Origin of the sequence: Microbacterium sp. CFBP9034, assembly GCF_034045255.1 — a bacterium.
Taxonomy (GTDB): Bacteria; Actinomycetota; Actinomycetes; order Actinomycetales; family Microbacteriaceae; genus Microbacterium.
The window spans coordinates 904,728-921,836 of record NZ_JAXCWC010000002.1; the positions used below are offsets into that span (position 1 = coordinate 904,728).

The 17,109-nt window shown below is 67.9% G+C and carries 16 protein-coding genes and 1 tRNA gene; 6 read left to right on the forward strand and 11 right to left on the reverse strand.

Going from position 1 to position 17,109, the window contains the following annotated elements; all coding sequences use genetic code 11:
• Positions 1-180 precede the first annotated feature (180 nt).
• The 7 genes from SOM19_RS15520 to SOM19_RS15550 all read right to left on the reverse strand — a co-directional run bounded on the left by SOM19_RS15520 (position 181) and on the right by SOM19_RS15550 (position 8,353).
• A complete protein-coding gene (locus tag SOM19_RS15520) occupies positions 181-1,725 on the reverse strand; it encodes a G5 domain-containing protein (RefSeq protein ID WP_320487486.1) in 1,545 nt (514 codons plus the stop codon).
• Positions 1,722-2,957, reverse strand: coding sequence for a protein kinase family protein (locus SOM19_RS15525; protein WP_320487487.1), 1,236 nt, complete (start codon positions 2,955-2,957; stop codon positions 1,722-1,724). The genes SOM19_RS15520 and SOM19_RS15525 overlap by 4 nt, the downstream gene beginning before the upstream one ends.
• A gap of 294 nt (positions 2,958-3,251) precedes the next feature.
• Positions 3,252-4,637 carry a hypothetical protein gene (locus SOM19_RS15530; protein ID WP_320487488.1) on the reverse strand — a complete coding sequence of 462 codons (1,386 nt, stop codon included), beginning with the start codon at positions 4,635-4,637 and terminating at the stop codon, positions 3,252-3,254.
• Positions 4,634-6,094 carry a DUF4407 domain-containing protein gene (locus tag SOM19_RS15535; RefSeq protein WP_320487489.1) on the reverse strand — a complete coding sequence of 487 codons (1,461 nt, stop codon included), beginning with the start codon at positions 6,092-6,094 and terminating at the stop codon, positions 4,634-4,636. The genes SOM19_RS15530 and SOM19_RS15535 overlap by 4 nt, the downstream gene beginning before the upstream one ends.
• A 345-nt stretch (positions 6,095-6,439) precedes the next feature.
• The gene (locus SOM19_RS15540) at positions 6,440-7,327 is read right to left on the reverse strand and encodes a DUF308 domain-containing protein (protein WP_320487490.1); all 888 of its coding nucleotides are present in this window, start codon (positions 7,325-7,327) and stop codon (positions 6,440-6,442) included.
• A gap of 342 nt (positions 7,328-7,669) precedes the next feature.
• The gene (locus tag SOM19_RS15545) at positions 7,670-8,146 is read right to left on the reverse strand and encodes a hypothetical protein (protein WP_320487491.1); all 477 of its coding nucleotides are present in this window, start codon (positions 8,144-8,146) and stop codon (positions 7,670-7,672) included.
• Between the two features lie 135 nt (positions 8,147-8,281).
• Positions 8,282-8,353 (reverse strand) — tRNA-Arg (locus SOM19_RS15550).
• 57 nt (positions 8,354-8,410) lie between these two features.
• Here SOM19_RS15550 and SOM19_RS15555 point away from each other — a divergent pair.
• Positions 8,411-9,235, forward strand: coding sequence for an endo alpha-1,4 polygalactosaminidase (locus SOM19_RS15555; protein ID WP_320487492.1), 825 nt, complete (start codon positions 8,411-8,413; stop codon positions 9,233-9,235).
• A gap of 25 nt (positions 9,236-9,260) precedes the next feature.
• Here the strand turns inward: SOM19_RS15555 and SOM19_RS15560 are convergent, their stop codons facing one another.
• Positions 9,261-9,599 (reverse strand): hypothetical protein, encoded by a 339-nt coding sequence (locus SOM19_RS15560; protein ID WP_320487493.1) that lies wholly within the window; start codon positions 9,597-9,599, stop codon positions 9,261-9,263.
• Between the two features lie 263 nt (positions 9,600-9,862).
• Between SOM19_RS15560 and SOM19_RS15565 the strand changes: the two genes are divergently transcribed.
• From SOM19_RS15565 to SOM19_RS15575, 3 genes are read left to right on the forward strand one after another with little or no spacing between them, the layout of a single operon-like run.
• Positions 9,863-11,026 (forward strand): NAD(P) transhydrogenase subunit alpha, encoded by a 1,164-nt coding sequence (locus tag SOM19_RS15565; RefSeq protein ID WP_320487494.1) that lies wholly within the window; start codon positions 9,863-9,865, stop codon positions 11,024-11,026.
• Positions 11,026-11,325 (forward strand): NAD(P) transhydrogenase subunit alpha part 2, encoded by a 300-nt coding sequence (locus tag SOM19_RS15570; RefSeq protein WP_320487495.1) that lies wholly within the window; start codon positions 11,026-11,028, stop codon positions 11,323-11,325. Before SOM19_RS15565 ends, SOM19_RS15570 begins: the two co-directional genes overlap by 1 nt.
• On the forward strand, positions 11,322-12,701 hold the full coding sequence (locus SOM19_RS15575) for an NAD(P)(+) transhydrogenase (Re/Si-specific) subunit beta (RefSeq protein WP_320487496.1): 1,380 nt from the start codon (positions 11,322-11,324) through the stop codon (positions 12,699-12,701). Before SOM19_RS15570 ends, SOM19_RS15575 begins: the two co-directional genes overlap by 4 nt.
• Positions 12,702-12,832: 131 nt before the next feature.
• Here SOM19_RS15575 and SOM19_RS15580 read toward each other — a convergent pair whose 3' ends face one another.
• Positions 12,833-13,198 carry a histone-like nucleoid-structuring protein Lsr2 gene (locus tag SOM19_RS15580; protein ID WP_320487497.1) on the reverse strand — a complete coding sequence of 122 codons (366 nt, stop codon included), beginning with the start codon at positions 13,196-13,198 and terminating at the stop codon, positions 12,833-12,835.
• A gap of 129 nt (positions 13,199-13,327) precedes the next feature.
• Positions 13,328-14,197 carry a response regulator transcription factor gene (locus SOM19_RS15585; RefSeq protein WP_320487756.1) on the reverse strand — a complete coding sequence of 290 codons (870 nt, stop codon included), beginning with the start codon at positions 14,195-14,197 and terminating at the stop codon, positions 13,328-13,330.
• Between the two features lie 184 nt (positions 14,198-14,381).
• Here SOM19_RS15585 and SOM19_RS15590 point away from each other — a divergent pair, with 184 nt between their 5' ends.
• Positions 14,382-14,735, forward strand: coding sequence for a DUF485 domain-containing protein (locus tag SOM19_RS15590; RefSeq protein ID WP_320487498.1), 354 nt, complete (start codon positions 14,382-14,384; stop codon positions 14,733-14,735).
• Complete coding sequence (locus SOM19_RS15595) at positions 14,732-16,351, forward strand: monocarboxylic acid transporter (RefSeq protein WP_320487499.1); 1,620 nt, start codon at positions 14,732-14,734, stop codon at positions 16,349-16,351. The genes SOM19_RS15590 and SOM19_RS15595 overlap by 4 nt, the downstream gene beginning before the upstream one ends.
• 72 nt (positions 16,352-16,423) lie before the next feature.
• Here the strand turns inward: SOM19_RS15595 and SOM19_RS15600 are convergent, their stop codons facing one another.
• Entirely contained in the window at positions 16,424-16,948 is a 525-nt protein-coding gene (locus SOM19_RS15600) for a methylated-DNA--[protein]-cysteine S-methyltransferase (protein ID WP_320487500.1), read from the reverse strand.
• Positions 16,949-17,109 lie beyond the last annotated feature (161 nt).

The following is a 17,109-nucleotide window of genomic DNA, read 5'->3' on the forward strand; positions in this document are numbered from 1 at the left end:
CCAAATGAGACACCTATTTCTATCAATGCTTTATGGGAGTTCTATGCAAGTCTTATAGCAGAGCTATGGCGATCGCAGGCTCGTACTTGTGGAACAGGCGGCGAACCGTGCTGCGCGTGCTCTACCGTCGTCTCCGGAAGTGCGGAGGAAACGGTCCGGGAGTGCGCGGATACGGTGTCGCTAGTATCCCCACGGCTCACAGGCGTAGCCGTCGCCGTCCCTGTCGAGGCCGTAGATGTCACTGCCGACTACTCGTGCAACGCCGTCGAAGTAGGCGGGGCCGTTTCCACTGCCGCCCGCGCAGTCGACGTCGCTCGAGGCAGGCACACACGCCTCGGCATAGTTCGGGTCGCACCCCGAGCCCGGCTCTGCGGGCGCGGGCGCGGGCGCTGGCGCCGGTGGCGCTGCCGCGGCGGCCGTTCCCACGGCGGTCACCTCTGCGACAGGCGGTGTGGTGACCTCATCCGAGATGAGCTCGCGCCCCGTCTCCTTGCCGTCGACGACCTTTACGCGGTAGGTGAGCGTCCTCTCGCCGTCCTGTCCGGGGGTCGTGACGCGGGTCTGGCCGGCCAATAGCGTCGGGTCGTCGACAGAGGTCTTACCGAACACCACCGGCTCGGTCACAACCTCTTCGCGTGCCGTGGCCTTTGCCGCGTAGTCCGAAGTCAGCGCCGGCTCGTCGGGGCACGCGGCGAGGATGGCGGCTATCGCATCGTGTTCCGCCTGGGTCACCCACAGGCCGTAGGTTGCCTTGACCGACACCTGTCGCGCGACATAGGAGCAGCGGAAGGCCTTGTTCCGCGGAAGCCACGTCGCCGCGTCTCCGTCGCCCTTCTGCGTATTGGCGGGCCCCGATACAGCAAGAAGGTTGAGCGGGTCATTGGCGAACGTCGCGAGCTCGTCCGCTGTGAGTTGCGCCGCGCCCTTCTGCCACGCGTCCGACAGGGCCACGACATGATCGATCTGCACCTCGGCCGAGGTGTGTTCGCCGCGCTCGAACTCGATGCTCTCACCCGTGAAAGGATCCGCGAGCATTCCCTCCATGACGGTGCAGGGGCCAGAGCGCCCGATCTCGGTGAGATCGCGGGCGAGGATGTCGTTTCGGGTGTCGCATCCGTTCCGATCCACGTCGAGCCACCGTTGGCCGAACGCGTCGCGGTCGTAGTCGGTCTTCGATGCGCGCCCCTTGATCGGGAGCGTCGCAAGCACGGCGAGCGCAGTCTGTTCGTCCGTGACGGAGGTGTCGGCGGCAGTTCCGATCTCACCGGTGAATGCAGGCAGGGCGGCTGGCGCGCCGCTGCCACCGCTGCTGGCTGCCTTCACCACGGCGTCGCCCGTCATGCCGGCGAACGCCGCGGCGGTCATCCCGCCGGCCACCAGGAAGCAGGCAGCGGCGATCGCGGTGGCCGCAATCGCCAACCGGCGGCTCGGGAGGCGCATCCACGTCGCTGTATTCCTCGTCAGCGCGAGAATCGCCGTAACGAGGACGACGAGCGCGAGGACGCCGAAGACGGGCGGCAGCAACACCAGGAGGAGCAGTCCCGCGGCCCCCATCAGGAGCCAGCTCCAGAGGGGCAGGCTCGGCCCGTCGGTGGGGACAGCCCACGCTGAGGGCGCACCGATCGTGGCGGTGGGCAGGACATGATCGGTCCACTGCTGGCCATCCCAATACCGAGACTGGCCGCGGTTCGAAGGTTCGGGAAACCACCCGGGGTTCGTCGTCATGCTGGTGTCTCCTCGCCGTGTGCGCGCTGTGATTCGGATGCCGCGGCCATGCCGACGTCGGTCACGTCGAATCGGAGCGCGTCGATCGTCGGCAGCGTCAGACCGCCGACATCGGCTCCCGTGAGCGTCTCGACCGCCTCGGCCACGGAGAACGACTCGCCCATACGGTGGTTCATCGTTGCGATGGCGGTGGTGAGCGTCGCGATGGGCGGGATGGTCACCGACGGGATGAAGTCGGCGCCGATCTCGACCGTGGGGCGGTGCGGTACGTCGTTGAGGATCGTCCCCAGGCTGATCGGTTCAAGAGTGGGGATCTCGACGATCCGCCCGGCAACGTCGGCGACATCGAACTCGGGAAGATCGAAGACCGTGATGAAGGCCGAGCGCCGGACGGTCGTTGCGCCACGTCGACTCGCCTCGAGTGCGAAATCTCCCGAGTGCGTGACCGGAAGGGCCAAATAGCCCCAGTTCGGATCGACTGGCATCGAGAACCCGTTGGGTCCGCGCAGATAGGCCGCCGTCGCATTGCGGACTTCCCACGTGAACATCAGATCGCTGCCCCGTGGCACAGCTGTCGACAGGGCGCCGAATTGCGCGATCTCGGGCGGCTCGGTCAGTCGCTCGATGTAGCGGGCTAGTTGCGAGTACAGCACGCGCGCGGACGGCCGTGCGCCTGGGTCGGGGCTGAGCGCCCCGTTGACGGCGGCCATCATCTCGGTGTCGAGGACGTCGGCCAAGTGTTCGGCAGTCCTCAGCTGGGTCGAGCCGCGGCCCTGACTGAGCCCGCGCACGATGCACAAGCCGAGCTTGTAGACATCTGTCTGCTGATCCTGAAGATGCGGGTTGCCCCGCGCGTGCTCGTCTACGCCAACGGCCCGACACTCGGGCGCGAGAAAGTGAGGTGTGTTGTCCTGGTGCCGGCCCGGGTCGGTCAGGGCCGCCGCGGCGTGGCAGTCCAGCAGGTGTACCCGCGCATCGCTGGCCGAGAAGGCCGCGCTCGCAAGGCTCAGATCGCCGTAGACCATTCCGTGGCGGTGGAGCGTCGCTACCGCGAATACGAAGTTCGCCAGCACCGCCAAGCGCAGAAGGGCGTCACGTGTGTCGACACGGTAGCCCGCCACCGCGGCCTGCATGGGCGCGACCGACAGCCACTCCAGCAGTTGCGGGCGTCGCACGGGCGGAAGCCTCGGAGTCTCGAAGTCCACAAAGAACTCTTCGGGGGTCGGCGGCACGAGCGATCCGACCGTCCGACCGGCGTCGGTCACCTGCTCGAGCGGCCACGATGCGACGCTGTCGAGGCTCGTGCGGCCCGGTGTGTCCAGGTCCTGCCTGAGCCGCATGGCCTGTGCCAGGGCACGCTTCGAGCGCAGGAGTGCTTCCTCGTCCAGATGAGAGTCCAGCTCGACGAATGCGAGCGGGCCCGAGTACCCCGGCAGGCGGTAGCCGGTCCGATATTCCGATGCGACGGCACTCGGATCGTCGACCGGAGTGAGCGTGCCGAGTTCTTCCTTAGCGACCATGGCGGATCACCTGTGCTGCATCTCGTTCTCGAGGTCGCGCAGGACGCTGTCGACGTCACTCGCCTCGAGTTCGGCGATGCGCAGCGCTGCAGCGAGCTCGTTCGCCGCGTCATCCGTGTCGTGAACGAGTGTCGCGCCGTCGACATCCCGGCTGGGGGAGCGCGACCCTGAACCCGTGATGATCCACCCGACCGTCGCGAGCTCTTTGATCGAGCGATAGGCGGCGAGTGTTGTCGGCCCTGCGAGGGTGGCGCTCGGGAGCACGAAGACGACGAGAGCGGGCGTCAGGGCGTGGCCGCGACGTCGAAACGATGCGTCGTGACCGCTGACGAGTGCCGCAACGCCGCGCATCGTGGCACGCATATCGACATGCGTTGCCGAGCCGCGCGGGAGATCCGCCGCCGTCAGCGTCCCGCTCGGCCGCACGGTCGGCTGGGAGAACTGCGGATTCCCCGCAGCGACGAGCCAGGTGTATCCCGTCGTCTCGCTGTCCGAGGGGGTGAGCGAGAGATCGAGGTTCTCGATGAGCTCGCCTAGACGTCGCCTGACCTTGCGGGGTCGCGACTCGACGCCGGCCGCGGCCACGATGTAAAGCCTGCGCAAGGGCCGGTGACTGATCCCAGTCACGTCGGGCGGCGCGGGCGTGCTCAACTGCGGTTCCTCAGCGTCCTGACGGGTTCCTGACGCAATCAGCCGCGCGTGGGCCGAGGACTCGTCGGTGTCGCTTAGCGTGACTCCTCGCACTCCTGCCGCCAGATCGCGCTGCATGGTGCGTCCGGCGAAGAGCCGTGCGAGCAGTGGTTCGGGGATGAGGAGATCGGGGTCGGCCTCCGCGCGTGACAGCGCGCCTTCCATGATGCGCAGGAGGGCGATATCGATTCGGTCGCGCACGGCCGCGCCGACGGCATGCTCGTCCTCCTCCACACCTCTGCTCGCGGCGGCGCGCCCGCTCCCGTCTGCGGCCTGCCCATCGATGGAGAGCCCATGGATCTGCAGCGGAAGCGCCTGCAAGCGCGGAGAGGCGCGAAGCGCCGCGATGCGATCCGCGACGGCGTCGGGCTGGCGGTCGACAACGACGACCCCTAGGAGCAGGTTCGCACCTTGCCGTGACGTGACTTTGGGAATGCTGTCGCGCAGAGCCCTCCAGACGGACTCTCCGGCGTCCTCGCTGCCGCGAAGCCACTGACCTACGGTACGAGAGGGTCGCACGGGGCCGACGACTGTGATCCCCTCGAGGCTCGGACGTGTGGTCAGGCGGTAGCGCGCGGACTCCACGATGCCCGCCACGGAGTCCTTGAGCTCTGCCGTCGTCACGACAAGGAACACAGTCTGCGTCTGGGCTGGGTCGGGCGCGGCGGTGAGCGAGCCGGCTTCCGGATCGCCCGCGGTCACAGACTCTCCTCGGGCGGGAGGTCGTAGGGGCGGCGGGAAGCATTGGCGAACTGCGGCTCGGTGCCTGAGGTCGCGCGGTTCCGTTCCAAGGTCTCCTGCACGTCGGCGCTCCACCTGTCGAGCGACGCGGCGAGGATGGACTGCATCTGTTCGGCCACGTGGGCGTTCGCAGTCTTCCCGAGCGCGATCTCGCGTTGAAGCATGTCCTCGCGAACCTCCTCCCGCTTACGCATCTCGCGCTCGCGCTGCACCTGCCCGGTGTCGACCTCCGTCTCGAGTTCGTTGAGTTCGTCTTCCTGGAGCCGGAGCGCAATGCGGTCGTACTGGCTCTCACCGCGGAAGGCGAGGAGCGTCTTCACAGTCACGGGCATGAGCTCGATGATGATGAACAGCAGAGCGATGGCGATATGCGCCGTGCCGCTGAGCGGATTCTGCGCTGACAGCTCGTGCAGCGCCTGAAGGCGGGCGAGCATGCCGGTGTTCTCCTCGAACGTCGTGGGGTCCTGAGCCCGCGCCATCTGCTGACGAAGGTTCACGGCTTCGGCCCGCAGGCCCCCGACACATTCCGGATCGATTCCGGCGGCTTCGGACGTCGTCTCTGTACTGGCGGCGGCAGAGGGTCCGCAGAGCAGGTTCTGCGCTTCCAGTTGCGCTTCTTCGACGATCTCGGCGTTGGAGGATACGGCGTTCGTCCGCGCAGTCTCGAGCGCGACGCGAGCCGTGGCGAGACGGTCGGCTGCGGCATCCGCCTTCCCCAACGCGTCTTGGTACTCGCGGACCCGAGCCTCGTACAGGGGCCCCTCGCCGGCGGTCTGACTCGCCAGGCCGTCGCACTCGGCATTGCTGCCGGCGCCTTCCTTCTCGCAGACCATGACCTTGTAGGTTTCGGTCTTGGCGGCATCGGCCGCTTCGCTCGCCGTTGTGGCTTCGTCGAACTCGAGCTGAGCCGTCTGCAGCTCGGGGGACGTCAGCCCCTGTACGTCTCCGCGCAGAATTGCCTCGTTTGCGGCGATTTCCTCCTCGACGGACTTGAGCTGCTGTGCGACGGGCCCACTCTCGACTTCGTCTGAGGCGGCGGCGGCCGCGGCGACGTTGTCGACGTGGACCTGCATCTCGATCTCGCGGTCGAAGATCTGAAGAGTGATCGGTATGGACACGACGACGCCGATGACGAGCGCCATCAGAAGACGCGGAAGTCCGAACCACAATGCCTGGACGCCATAGATGCCCTGCATTGATTTAATGAGGAGTCGGTCCAGGGCGACGATGATTGCTCCCCAGACAAGACCGATCACAATCGCGACAGGCCACGGTTGACCCATGGCGTTGGCGACCGCAAAGAACATCGAGATGGCGGCCACCGTCGCGGTCGAGAGGACGACGAGGCCAAGGCTGACCAGCCCGTTCTTCTCCGAACGTGCGCGCTCGAGTACTCGCAGGTCGGCGCCGCCGAGCACTGCAAGAGAATCTGACAACCAAGACAAATGCGCGGCCTTCCGCTCGACAGGGAGTTGCTTCCTGAACCTTTGACCCATACGGCAGCCGGGTTCCTACTCACACGAGAACACTCGGACGCCGCCAACCATCCACGGCTTAGAAGGCGCCATGGGGTTTCTAATCAGCTTCTATGAGTGCCCTATGAGCAGATTACGATGCGCCGCTGAGCGCTGCCTGAACGTTTGGGCGGGTGGGACCACCGCTCGGTCGGGGCGGTTCCGCCGCGCGTTCCCGGGGCATCGCCTACTGGTGCCGGCAGGAAGGGCCGGGGAGTTGATGTTCCCCGGCCCTTCGCGGTTTGAGCGCTACTTTGTGGCGACGAACACGTTGTCGGAAAGCATGCCCGGGCTCACGACGATGACGCCGTCGACGGGGCTGGGAACCTGGATGGCGGTGTTGCCGGTCGCGGTGGCGTCCGCGTAGAGGACGCTCGTGGTGTCCATCGCGTCCGGGGCCACGATGAGCTTGTCGAGGCTGTTGACGGTCACGCCGTCGGCAGTGACGTAGTCGATGCTCACAAACGCGGGCATCTGCCCGTCGGCGTCATCACCCGTGTAGGTGACGGTGTAGTTGATGAGGAGGTACTCGGTGCCCGCGTCTGGCGCCTCGTTGAACGAGTTCTCGGCGAGGATCTGGTCCGTCGCCCCGGGGGTGACCGAGTTGATGACGACGGTCCACTCGTCGCCTTCGATAGTCGAGCCGATGGCGGCGGGATTCTCTCGCGTGCCGACCTCTGCAGCGGGCTCTTCCTCGGCCGCAGGCTCTTCGCTCTCCTCGACGACAGAGGTGTCACCATCGCTGACCTCGACATCTGAGTTGAACGCGTTGTCGAACGAGTTCGCGACCACGGCGAAGAACACGATGAAGCCGATGATGGTGCCGATGACCGAGACGATGATCGCGGTCAGGCCCTGCCACTTCGCCTTGTCTTTGAGGAACAGCGAGATGATGCCGAGGATGAAGCCGATGGGGAGAAGGATCCAGCCGAGGATGAGCGCGCCGGGGATGCAGGCGAAGATGAAGCCGACGGCAGCTGCGACGAGCGCGATGATCCCGAGGACGTTGCGGCCCGGCTTCACCTTGACGGGGGCCTCGACCGGCGCGCCGTACTGCGGCTGGTAGGCGGGCTGCTGCGGCTGGTATGCCGGGGGCTGGTCCTGCGGAGCGGGCGATGGCTGCTGCGAGTCAGTCATGGTTCTCTTTCAGTTATGGTTGCCGGCTCTGGTGGCCGGATAGGGCAGCAGAGCGCGATCCCTTGTGAACAGATAGAGCAGCAAGGACATCGCGTTCTGGTCGGGGTCCACGACGCAGGCGCATCGAGTGGCTGGAAGCCACCGAACGTACCCCGCGCACACCGTGCGCCCCAGTGTTGAACCTAGGGCACGATTGCCGCAGACCGCACCACTCGGTGACGCCTTGCCAATTCCTGAGCAAGCGCCATCCCAGCTGCACGAGCGCAAAGCGAGCACCCGGGAGCCATGGAAGAGCCGGGCCGGGTGTGTCTGTGAGCGTGCCGATGGAGAAGGGCGTCGAGGCTACTGCTGTGCCATCTCGACGGTCATCGTGACGCCCATGGCGGTGAGTTCATACTTGAGGACGCCGCCCTCGTATGTGAAGGTCTTCGTCGGGTCGCTCGACGCGAGTATCGCGCTCTCCGTCCTTGCGGTGTCGTTCGCGGAGTTCCACGTGTACGTGTCGACGTCCTCGGTCGGCGCGACGTAGGTGCCGGCCCAGTACAGCGCGGTCGTGTCCTCGGTGTCGTTCACCCAGTTGACGACGATCTCGTCTCCGGTGATGATCGCAGCCTGGTAGGCGTCCGTGGACTTCGAGTTCGTCTGCTTCCACTCACCAGCGAGGTCCAGCGGCTCAGCAGGCGGCGCCTGAGTTTCCTCCGCCTCTTGCTCGGTCGTGGACCCAGAGTTCCCGGTTCCCGCCTCATCAGCGGCAGGGCTGGCGCAGCCGGTGAGAAGGAGGAGAAGAACGGCGACGGAGGCGAGGCGAGTCTTGTTCATGTACGAAGGGTAGCGGCCGAGCAGAATGCTCAGTCGAACGATCGAACCACTGATCACCCGAAAGGTCGCTTCTCGCGCTCCATGAGGTTGGACGGAGCCCATTGCAGAGCCCGGAACCGATAGCGGGATGAGTTTCACCCCTAGAGAGACTCGAACCCCCAACCGTTTCCTTAGGACGGAACTGCTCTTCCATTGAGCTACAGAGGCTGGCCTCGAAAGTCTACCCTCGTGCCGACACAGCCCTGGAGCGCTAGCCTCGCACCCATGAGCATCAGGAGGGGTGCGGCATCCGTCATGGTCGTCGCTTTCGTGGCGGCGGCGCTGACCGCGTGCGCGAGCGGAGAGTCGGCCGTCACGCTGCCGCCGGAAGGCGCCGCGCCGGACTATCAGCTGGGTGAGGGCTATCCGCCGCCGGAGGGCGTCGAGATCCTCGTGCGCGATCGCACCTCGCCTCCGCCGGAAGAGATGTACTCGATCTGCTACATCAACGCTTTCCAGACGCAGCCCGACGAGTTAGGCGACTGGCCCGACGAACTCGTGCTGCTGAGCGAAGAGGGCGACCCGGTGGTCGACCCCGACTGGCCCGACGAGGCGCTGCTCGACACGTCTACCGACGACAACCGCGAAGCCATCGAAGACATCGTGTCGCCGTGGATCCAGGAGTGCGCCGGCGCCGGCTTCAACGCGGTCGAGTTCGACAACCTCGACTCGTTCACCCGCAGCGACGGCGCGCTGACACTCGAGAACAACCTCGAACTCGCCGAGGAGCTCGTCGAGATCGCCCACGAGGCAGGGCTCGCCGCCGCCCAGAAGAACTCCGCGGAGAACGCCGCCACCCTGCGCGACGAAGCCGACTTCGACTTCGCCATCGCCGAGGAGTGCGCCGCGTTCGACGAGTGCGACCTGTACACCGACGTCTACGGCCAGCACGTGATCGCCATCGAGTACTCGGATGACACCGGCGTGGACTTCACCGAAGCCTGCAGCGATGAGGGGATGCCGGCATCCGCTGTCCTGCGCGACCGCGGTCTCACCGCCCCCGGCGACCCCGACTACGTGTTCGAGCTCTGCCCCGACAGCACGCCCTGACCCCGCAGAACGACGTCAAGACCTGTCAGAACTCGCACTCGTCGACCAAGCTTTCGAGGTCGCGAGCGCTGAACGGCGTGTCGCCGGACGGGCCCCGGACCGTCGCCGCCGACCGCCGCAGTGCATCGGCCAGCTCGTCGTCCACCATCTCGCGATGGTGATGACCCTCGCGGATCGCGGTGACGTCCGATTGCCAGCCGATGAGCATCTTCACGTGGCCGACATCTCCGCTGCCGGTGATGAACGGCAACTCGACGACCTCGGTGCGGTGCTCCTGCGCCAGCGCGCCGCTGTACTCCATGACGGCGTCGGCGATCTCATCGCCGGTGAGGAAGGTTCCGACTCGATTGGTGAGTGCTTTCATGGCCTGCCGGTTTCGTGGTCGACTTCTCCGCCTCGCGGAGATCGATCGCTGCGCACCTTGTCGCCCCCACGCTTTCGCGGCACCCTACGCACGTTTCGGTCTAATCACTCTTGGGCTTGACAACTCGGGATGCGTCGACATCAGGGGGACCATGACCCCACCGCCGCACAACGATTGCGTCTCCACCTCGCCGGGAGGCGGCATCCGCTCGTTACGATTCCCACAGTGCCGCGACGCCGTCGTCGCGGAGGAGTGAGGGATCCGTGCCGGTCACCGTCCGCGTGCGCGCCGAACGCGCGTCAGGGGAGAAGCGCGTCGCCGCGTCGCCCGAGAGCGTCAAGAAGCTCGTCACCGCCGGCGCAGCAGTCGAGATCGAGGCGGGCGCGGGTGAGGCTTCACTGATATCGGATGCCGCCTACCGCGCCGCCGGCGCCGCGATCGTGCCGCCGGGCACCGCTGTCGCGAGCGGCGTCCTGCTGCACGTGCGCCCGCTGACCGTCGATGACGTCGAGGCGCTCCCGTCCGGGGCGATCACCGTCGGCATGCTCGACCCCTTCCAGAACGCGGCAGGGGTCGAGGCGGCGCGCGACAGGGGAGTGACGACGTTCGCGCTCGACCTGCTGCCCCGCATCTCACGCGCCCAGTCGATGGACGTGCTGTCGTCGCAGGCGCTGCTCGCCGGCTACCGGCTCGTGACCCTCGCCGCTGACGCGTTCGGCCGGATGTTCGGCATGACCATGACGGCGGCTGGAACGCTCGCCCCTGCCCGCGTGCTGGTGCTCGGGGCGGGCGTAGCCGGACTCCAGGCGATCGCGACCGCCAAGCGGCTCGGCGGCATCGTGTCGGCCAACGACGTGCGAGCGGCCTCGGCCGACGAGGTCCGCTCGGTCGGCGGAACCTTCATCGACCTCGACCTCGGCACCGCCGATGCCGCCGGCGGCTACGCCAAGGAGCTCGCCGAAGACCGGGCCCGCCGCCAGCAGGAGCTGCTCGCACCGCACATCGCGGCATCCGACATCGTCATCACCACGGCCGCCGTGCCCGGGCGGGCCGCACCGCGCCTGGTGACGGCGGCGATGATCGCGGGCATGAAGCCCGGGTCCGTGCTCGTAGACCTCGCCGCCGAGACCGGCGGGAACATCGAGGGGTCCGTCGCGGGGGAGCGGCGCCGGGTCGCCGTCGAGGGAGGCGCGGTGACGCTCATCGGCGCCCGCGACATCCAGTCGGACCTCGCTCCGGATGCCTCGAAGCTCTACGCCATGAATTGCGCGAACTTCACCGCGCTGCTGCTGAAGGAAGGGGAGACCGTGCTCGACTTCGACGACGAGCTCGTGGCCGGGAGCGCCATCACCCACGACGGACGGATCGTGAGCGAGCGCGTCGCCGCCGCGCTCGCGCCGTCCACCATGGTGGAGGAGAGCGCCTGATGGATGGCTTCGCCCTCTTCACGATCACAATCCTCGCCGTCTTCCTCGGCTTCGAGGTCGTCTCCAAGGTGTCGAGCACCCTGCACACTCCGCTCATGAGCGAGGCGAACGCCATCCACGGCATCATCCTGCTCGGCGCCATCATGGTCGCCGGGCAAGCCGAGGACGCGCTGTCGCTGAGCCTCTCGATCGTCGCGGTGCTGCTCGCCACGATCAACGTCGTCGGAGGCTTCGTGGTCACCGACCGCATGCTCGTGATGTTCTCGGCCAAGCCCCGCCGGGCGGAGGTGGCGTCGTGAAGCTCCTGCCCCCCGAGGTCGTCACGGCCTGCTACATCCTGGCGGCGGTGCTCTTCATCCTCGCGCTCAAGGGCCTCGGCAACCCGCGGACGGCCCGCCGCGCGAACCTGCTCGGCGCGGCCGGGGCAGCCATCGCGGTGCTGGCGTTCTGCCTGAGCGTCGAGCTGCGCAACATCTGGTGGATCATCGCCGCCGTGGTTGTCGGCGCGATCATCGCCGTCCCCGCGGCGCGCCGGGTGCAGATGACCCAGATGCCCCAGCTCGTCGCCGCGTTCAACGGCGTCGGAGGCGGCGCTGCTGCGCTCGTCGCCCTCGTCGAGGTCGGCCACAGCGACAACCCGGGGACGCTGGGCGTCGTCGCCTTCACGGTGCTCATCGGCGGCGTCTCGCTCACCGGATCGTTCGTGACCTTCGGCAAGCTGCAGGGCATCCTGACCTCGCGCGCCGTGACCTTCCCCGGCCTCCGCGCGCTGATGGTGCTGCTCGTCGTCGCGGCGCTCGCCGCGGGCACCGCGCTCGTCCTCACCGGCGACGCCGTCTGGTCGTTCGCGCTCGTCGCTATAGGCCTCGTGCTCGGAGTGCTGCTGGTGCTGCCGATCGGCGGCGCCGACGTGCCCATCGTGATCTCGCTGCTCAACGCCTTCACCGGGCTCGCGGTCGCGGCATCCGGAATCGTCCTCGGCAATGTGCTGCTGCTCATCGCGGGCACGCTCGTCGGCGCGAGCGGCACGATCCTCACGATGGCGATGGCGAAGGCCATGGGCCGCACGGTCACCGGGATCGTGTTCGGCGCCTTCCGGGCGCACGTCTCTGCCGCGGCCGGGGGAGCGGCCGCCGACCGGCCCGTGCGCACGATGGGACCCGACGACGTCGCGATCCTGCTCGACTACGCGCAGCGCGTCGTGATCGTGCCCGGCTACGGACTCGCCGTCGCCGGCGCCCACCACGCCGCGGCCGAGCTCGCCGAGGTGCTGCGCGCACGCGGAGTGGACGTGGTGTTCGGCATCCACCCGGTCGCCGGCCGGATGCCGGGCCACATGAACGTGCTGCTCGCCGAGGCGAACGTGCCGTACGACGCGCTCGTCGAGATGGATGAGGTCAACCCGCGGTTCCGCACGACCGACCTGGTGCTCGTCGTGGGCGCGAACGATGTCGTCAACCCCGCCGCGAAGACCTCGCCGGGTTCACCCATCTACGGGATGCCGATCCTCACCGTCGCCGACGCGCAGCAGGTGGTCTTCCTCAAGCGCTCGCTCAACCCCGGGTTCGCCGGGATCGACAACGAGCTCTTCTTCGACCCGAAGGTGTCGATCGTGCTCGGCGACGCCAAGCACACGCTGACCAAGATCCTGGCGGCGGTCAAGACGACCGCGTAGGGCGTTTCGTCTCGCTTCGCTCGCTCAACGACCGGGGTCGGGGCGTTCCGTCTCGCTTCGCTCGCTCAACGAGCGCTCGGTCGTTGAGCGAGCGAAGCGACGAGACGAAACGCGCCGCGAGGCGGCTTGCGTCAGTGGGCCGCCTCGTACGCTTCGAGAACGGCTGCCGGCACCCGGCCCCGCTCCGACACGGTGAAGCCGTTCGACTTGGCCCATTCGCGGATGGCGCTGTAGTCCTGCTGTCCGGTGCGCCGGCGCCGGCTCGCTGCGGACGAGCCATTGCGAGTGCCACCGCCACCCGCGCCCCGCGACGAGACGCTGCGCCCGGCCGCCACGTAGGGGGCGAGCGCGTCGCGGAGCGACGCCGCGTTGCCGTCGGTCAGGTCGATCTCGTAGGCGACCCCGTCGATCGAGAAGAGGACGGTCTCGCCCTCCCCGACTTCGAGAAGGGTTCCGTCGAGGTCGTCGACGAGTTGATGCACGATTCTGCGAGCCATGGGAGGAACATTACGCCGAATTGTCGAGAATTCCGATGTCATTGCGCGCGACAATTGCTTTTCGTTTGTCCGATGAAGTGCGGATTACCGAAAGATAGGCGCCGCGAAATTCCGGGAGAAGAAGTCGATTCAGGGAAGCAAGCCCGCGCGCCGGGCGGTGGCGACCGCGGCGTGCCGGGTCGAGGCATCCAGTTTCGACATCGCCGACTGGAGATACGACTTGACCGTGCCTTCGCGCAATTCCAGCGTCACGGCGATTTCGGCATTCGTCGCGCCGAGGGCGGCACACGCGAGCACGTCGACCTCGCGCGGCGACAGGCGCACGTCGAGATTCAGCGGCGGGTCGACCTCGGAGTGCGTCAGCGCGGCCAGGCGCTGCTCGAGACGAGCGAGCCGCTCACGCAGCAGCGGGTCGTCGACCACGGCAGCGATGCTGCGCAGTTCGGCGTAGGTCTGGCGCAGCTCTTCGCGGGCTGCAGGGGCCATCGTCGCGGCGTCGCTGGGCCGGGGAGTCAGGGCGAGTCGGCGCAGCACCTCTTCGCGGATCCGCAGCTCGGAGGAGAGCTCCTCGGCCACGGCGAAGGCGGGCTTCGCCACGACGTCGCCGACGGGCGCCTCCGCCCACGACCCGCAGTAGATCACGCCGCGCGCCCGGCCGCCCACGAGCACCGGGACGGCGAAGAGCGTCGAGATGCCCTCGCCGAGCACGGCGCGGTCGTAGTCATGGGTGATCGCGCGCGACGAGCGGTAGTCCATGGCCAGACGAGGCCGCTTCTCGACCAGCGCGCGACCGCCGAGTCCGCGGGACGCCTGCACCACCAGTCCCTCGAGACTCCGGGTGCGGGCGCCGACGATCGAGGTGACGTGAATGGCGTCGCCGTGCTCCAGTCCGCCGAACGCGACGGGGAAGTGGGTGCGCCGCACGAGGTCGGCCACCGCGCGGGCCAGGGCCGCAGTGTCGGTCTCGGCGGACGACGGCGATTCGCCGCCGGCGAGCATCTGCGTGCGGCTCTGTGTACGGCTGCCGTGCTGCGCGGCCACGTACTACCTACTTCCGGGGGTGACGGCATCCTCGCCGCTTTTCGTAGCGTCGACCTTACCACCGGACCAGGGGCCCCATCCCGCCGTCCGGGCACCCCCCACCGGCGCGAAGATGCGCCAGTTCATGAGGCAAGGAGGCCACATGTCCGAACCCACCATCGATGCCGCGCCACCCGGTGACATCGACTACATCGCGGAGGAGCAGTCGCCGCAATTCGTCGAGCTCAAACGGCGTCAGCGCGGCTTCGTCTTTCCCATGGCGATCGCCTTCCTGGTCTGGTACTTCGCCTATGTGCTGCTGTCGTCGTTCGCGCCCGAGTTCATGGCGCAGCAGGTCTGGGGCCACGTCACCATGGGCCTTCTGCTCGGGCTGGGCCAGTTCGTCACCACCTTCGCGATCACGATGACGTACGTGGCGTACGCGAACCGCAAGCTCGACCCGATCGCCGAGGAGATCCGCGACAATCTCGAGCAGAAGCAGGAGCAGGCGGCATGAACGAGGTCTTCACCGCAATCCAGGCGGCCGTCACGACGGTCGAGAACAACCCGATCCTGAACATCTCGATCTTCGCCGCCTTCGTCGGCGTGACGCTGTTCATCGTCATCCGCGCCAGCCGCAACAACAAGACCGCCGCGGACTACTACGCGGCCGGCCGCTCGTTCACCGGTCCGCAGAACGGCTTCGCGATCTCGGGCGACTACCTCTCCGCGGCGTCGTTCCTCGGCATCTGCGGCGCCATCGCCATCAACGGGTACGACGGCTTCCTGTACTCGATCGGGTTCCTCGTCGCCTGGCTCGTGGCCCTGCTGCTCGTGGCCGAGCTCATGCGCAACACCGGCAAGTTCACGATGGCCGACGTGCTGTCGTTCCGGCTCAAGGAGCGCCCGGTGCGGATGGCGGCCGCCATCACGACGCTCGCCGTCTGCTTCTTCTACCTGCTCGCCCAGATGGCCGGCGCCGGCGGCCTCGTGTCGCTGCTGCTGGGCATCGACGAGTGGATCGGCCAGGCGCTCGTGGTCGCCGTCGTCGGCGCACTGATGATCGTCTACGTGCTCGTCGGCGGGATGAAGGGCACGACCTGGGTGCAGATCGTCAAGGCGTTCCTGCTCATCGGCGGCGCGCTCATCATGACGATCTGGGTGCTCGCGATCAACGGGTTCAGCCTCGACAACCTGCTCGCCAGCGCGGTCGAGCAGTCGACGACCGACCCCCAGGACGCGATCCTCGGCCCTGGGCTCCAGTACGGCGCCAACCCGTGGGACTTCATCTCACTCGCGATCGCCCTGGTGCTCGGCACCGCCGGGCTGCCGCACGTGCTGATGCGCTTCTACACGGTGCCCACCGCCAAGGAGGCGCGGCGCTCGGTGGTCTGGGCGATCTGGCTGATCGGCCTCTTCTACCTGCTGACGCTCGTGCTCGGCTACGGCGCCGCGGCGCTCGTCGGCCCGGATGCGATCAAGGCGGCGCCCGGCGGGGCCAACTCCGCGGCACCGCTGCTCGCGCTCGCGCTCGGCGGACCGCTGCTCATGGGCTTCATCTCGGCGGTGGCGTTCGCCACGATCCTCGCGGTCGTGGCCGGACTCACCATCACGGCCGCCGCGTCGTTCGCCCACGACATCTATGCGAACGTGATCAAGAAGGGCGATGTGCCGCCCGACGGCGAGGTCAAGGTCGCACGGCGCACCGTGGTCGTGATCGGCATCCTGGCGATCATCGGCGGCATCGGCGTGCAGGGGCAGAACATCGCCTTCCTCGTGGCGCTCGCCTTCGCCGTGGCGGCGTCGGCGAACCTGCCGACGATCCTCTACTCGCTCTACTGGCGCAAGTTCACCACGCGCGGCGCGGTGTGGAGCATGTACGGCGGGCTCAGCGCCGCGGTCATCCTCATCTTCCTGTCGCCGGTGTTCTGGGGCGGGGAGCTGAGCGTGTTCAAGGTGGGCACGCCCATCTGGCCGCTGAACAACCCGGGCATCGTCTCGATCCCGCTCGGGTTCTTCCTCGGCTGGCTCGGCTCAGTCACCTCGCGCCGGGCGGAGGACCGTCGCAAGGCGGCCGAGATGGACGTGCGGTCGCTCACCGGCTTCGGCGCCGAGAAGGCGACGCACCACTGACCCCCGGCAACCGAGGGTGAATGCGCGGCCCGGGCGGAGCGATCCGCCCGGGCCGCGCGGCGCGCCGGCGGCCTACACGCCCGCGGCCCGTTCGAGGTCGATGAGGTACTGCTTCATCTCGGGCCTGCCCCCGTACTCGCCGAGGGAGCCGTCGGCTCGCACGACCCGGTGCACCGGGACCACGATGGAGAACGGGGTGGTCGCGCACGCGGTGCCGACGGCTCGGGCGGCGCGCGGGCTGCCGGCGGCGATCGCGACTTCGCCGTACCCGGCCGTCTCGCCGTAGGGGATGTCGCACACGGCCTCGAGGGCCGCACGGGTGAACCCGCGCACCAGCCGCCAGTCGAGCGGCAGGTCGAACCTCCGGCGCTCGCCGTCGAAGTACTCGTCGAGCTGCGTCGCTGCGGCGTCGGCCGCGGCATCCGCTCCGTCGTGTTCCGCCACGGCGTGCAGTGCCCGGGCGACGCGCTCGAGCTCGGCGCCGAGCGGACCGTCGAAGGGGTGGAGCGTCACGATGCCGTCGTCGGTCGTGACGATGAGGATGTCGCCGATCGGCGACGGGTGGACGCGGAAGCGAGGCGGGTGCTCGGAGGTCATGCGACCATCCTGGCCCGGGGGAGATGGGCGGGGTCGGCGACGCCGGTCGGTGTGGACGACGCGTGCCCGGACCGTCGTGGGGAGGAAGCGCTGATCACGGGGCGTGTCGCCAATACCGCGAAACTCGGCCTCACTGCAAGAGGCATCGGGAACCGGCGCTT

Excerpts from the sequence above, each read along its gene's own strand:
- SOM19_RS15600 (WP_320487500.1), bottom strand. The coding sequence starts at position 16,948 with ATGACCTCCGAGCACCCGCCTCGCTTCCGCGTCCACCCGTCGCCGATC.
- SOM19_RS15520 (WP_320487486.1), bottom strand. The coding sequence starts at position 1,725 with ATGACGACGAACCCCGGGTGGTTTCCCGAACCTTCGAACCGCGGCCAG.
- SOM19_RS15590 (WP_320487498.1), top strand. The coding sequence starts at position 14,382 with ATGTCCGAACCCACCATCGATGCCGCGCCACCCGGTGACATCGACTAC.
- SOM19_RS15580 (WP_320487497.1), bottom strand. The coding sequence starts at position 13,198 with ATGGCTCGCAGAATCGTGCATCAACTCGTCGACGACCTCGACGGAACC.
- SOM19_RS15540 (WP_320487490.1), bottom strand. The coding sequence starts at position 7,327 with ATGACTGACTCGCAGCAGCCATCGCCCGCTCCGCAGGACCAGCCCCCG.
- SOM19_RS15595 (WP_320487499.1), top strand. The coding sequence starts at position 14,732 with ATGAACGAGGTCTTCACCGCAATCCAGGCGGCCGTCACGACGGTCGAG.
- SOM19_RS15585 (WP_320487756.1), bottom strand. The coding sequence starts at position 14,197 with ATGCTCGCCGGCGGCGAATCGCCGTCGTCCGCCGAGACCGACACTGCG.
- SOM19_RS15560 (WP_320487493.1), bottom strand. The coding sequence starts at position 9,599 with ATGAAAGCACTCACCAATCGAGTCGGAACCTTCCTCACCGGCGATGAG.
- SOM19_RS15570 (WP_320487495.1), top strand. The coding sequence starts at position 11,026 with ATGGATGGCTTCGCCCTCTTCACGATCACAATCCTCGCCGTCTTCCTC.
- SOM19_RS15545 (WP_320487491.1), bottom strand. The coding sequence starts at position 8,146 with ATGAACAAGACTCGCCTCGCCTCCGTCGCCGTTCTTCTCCTCCTTCTC.
- SOM19_RS15555 (WP_320487492.1), top strand. The coding sequence starts at position 8,411 with ATGAGCATCAGGAGGGGTGCGGCATCCGTCATGGTCGTCGCTTTCGTG.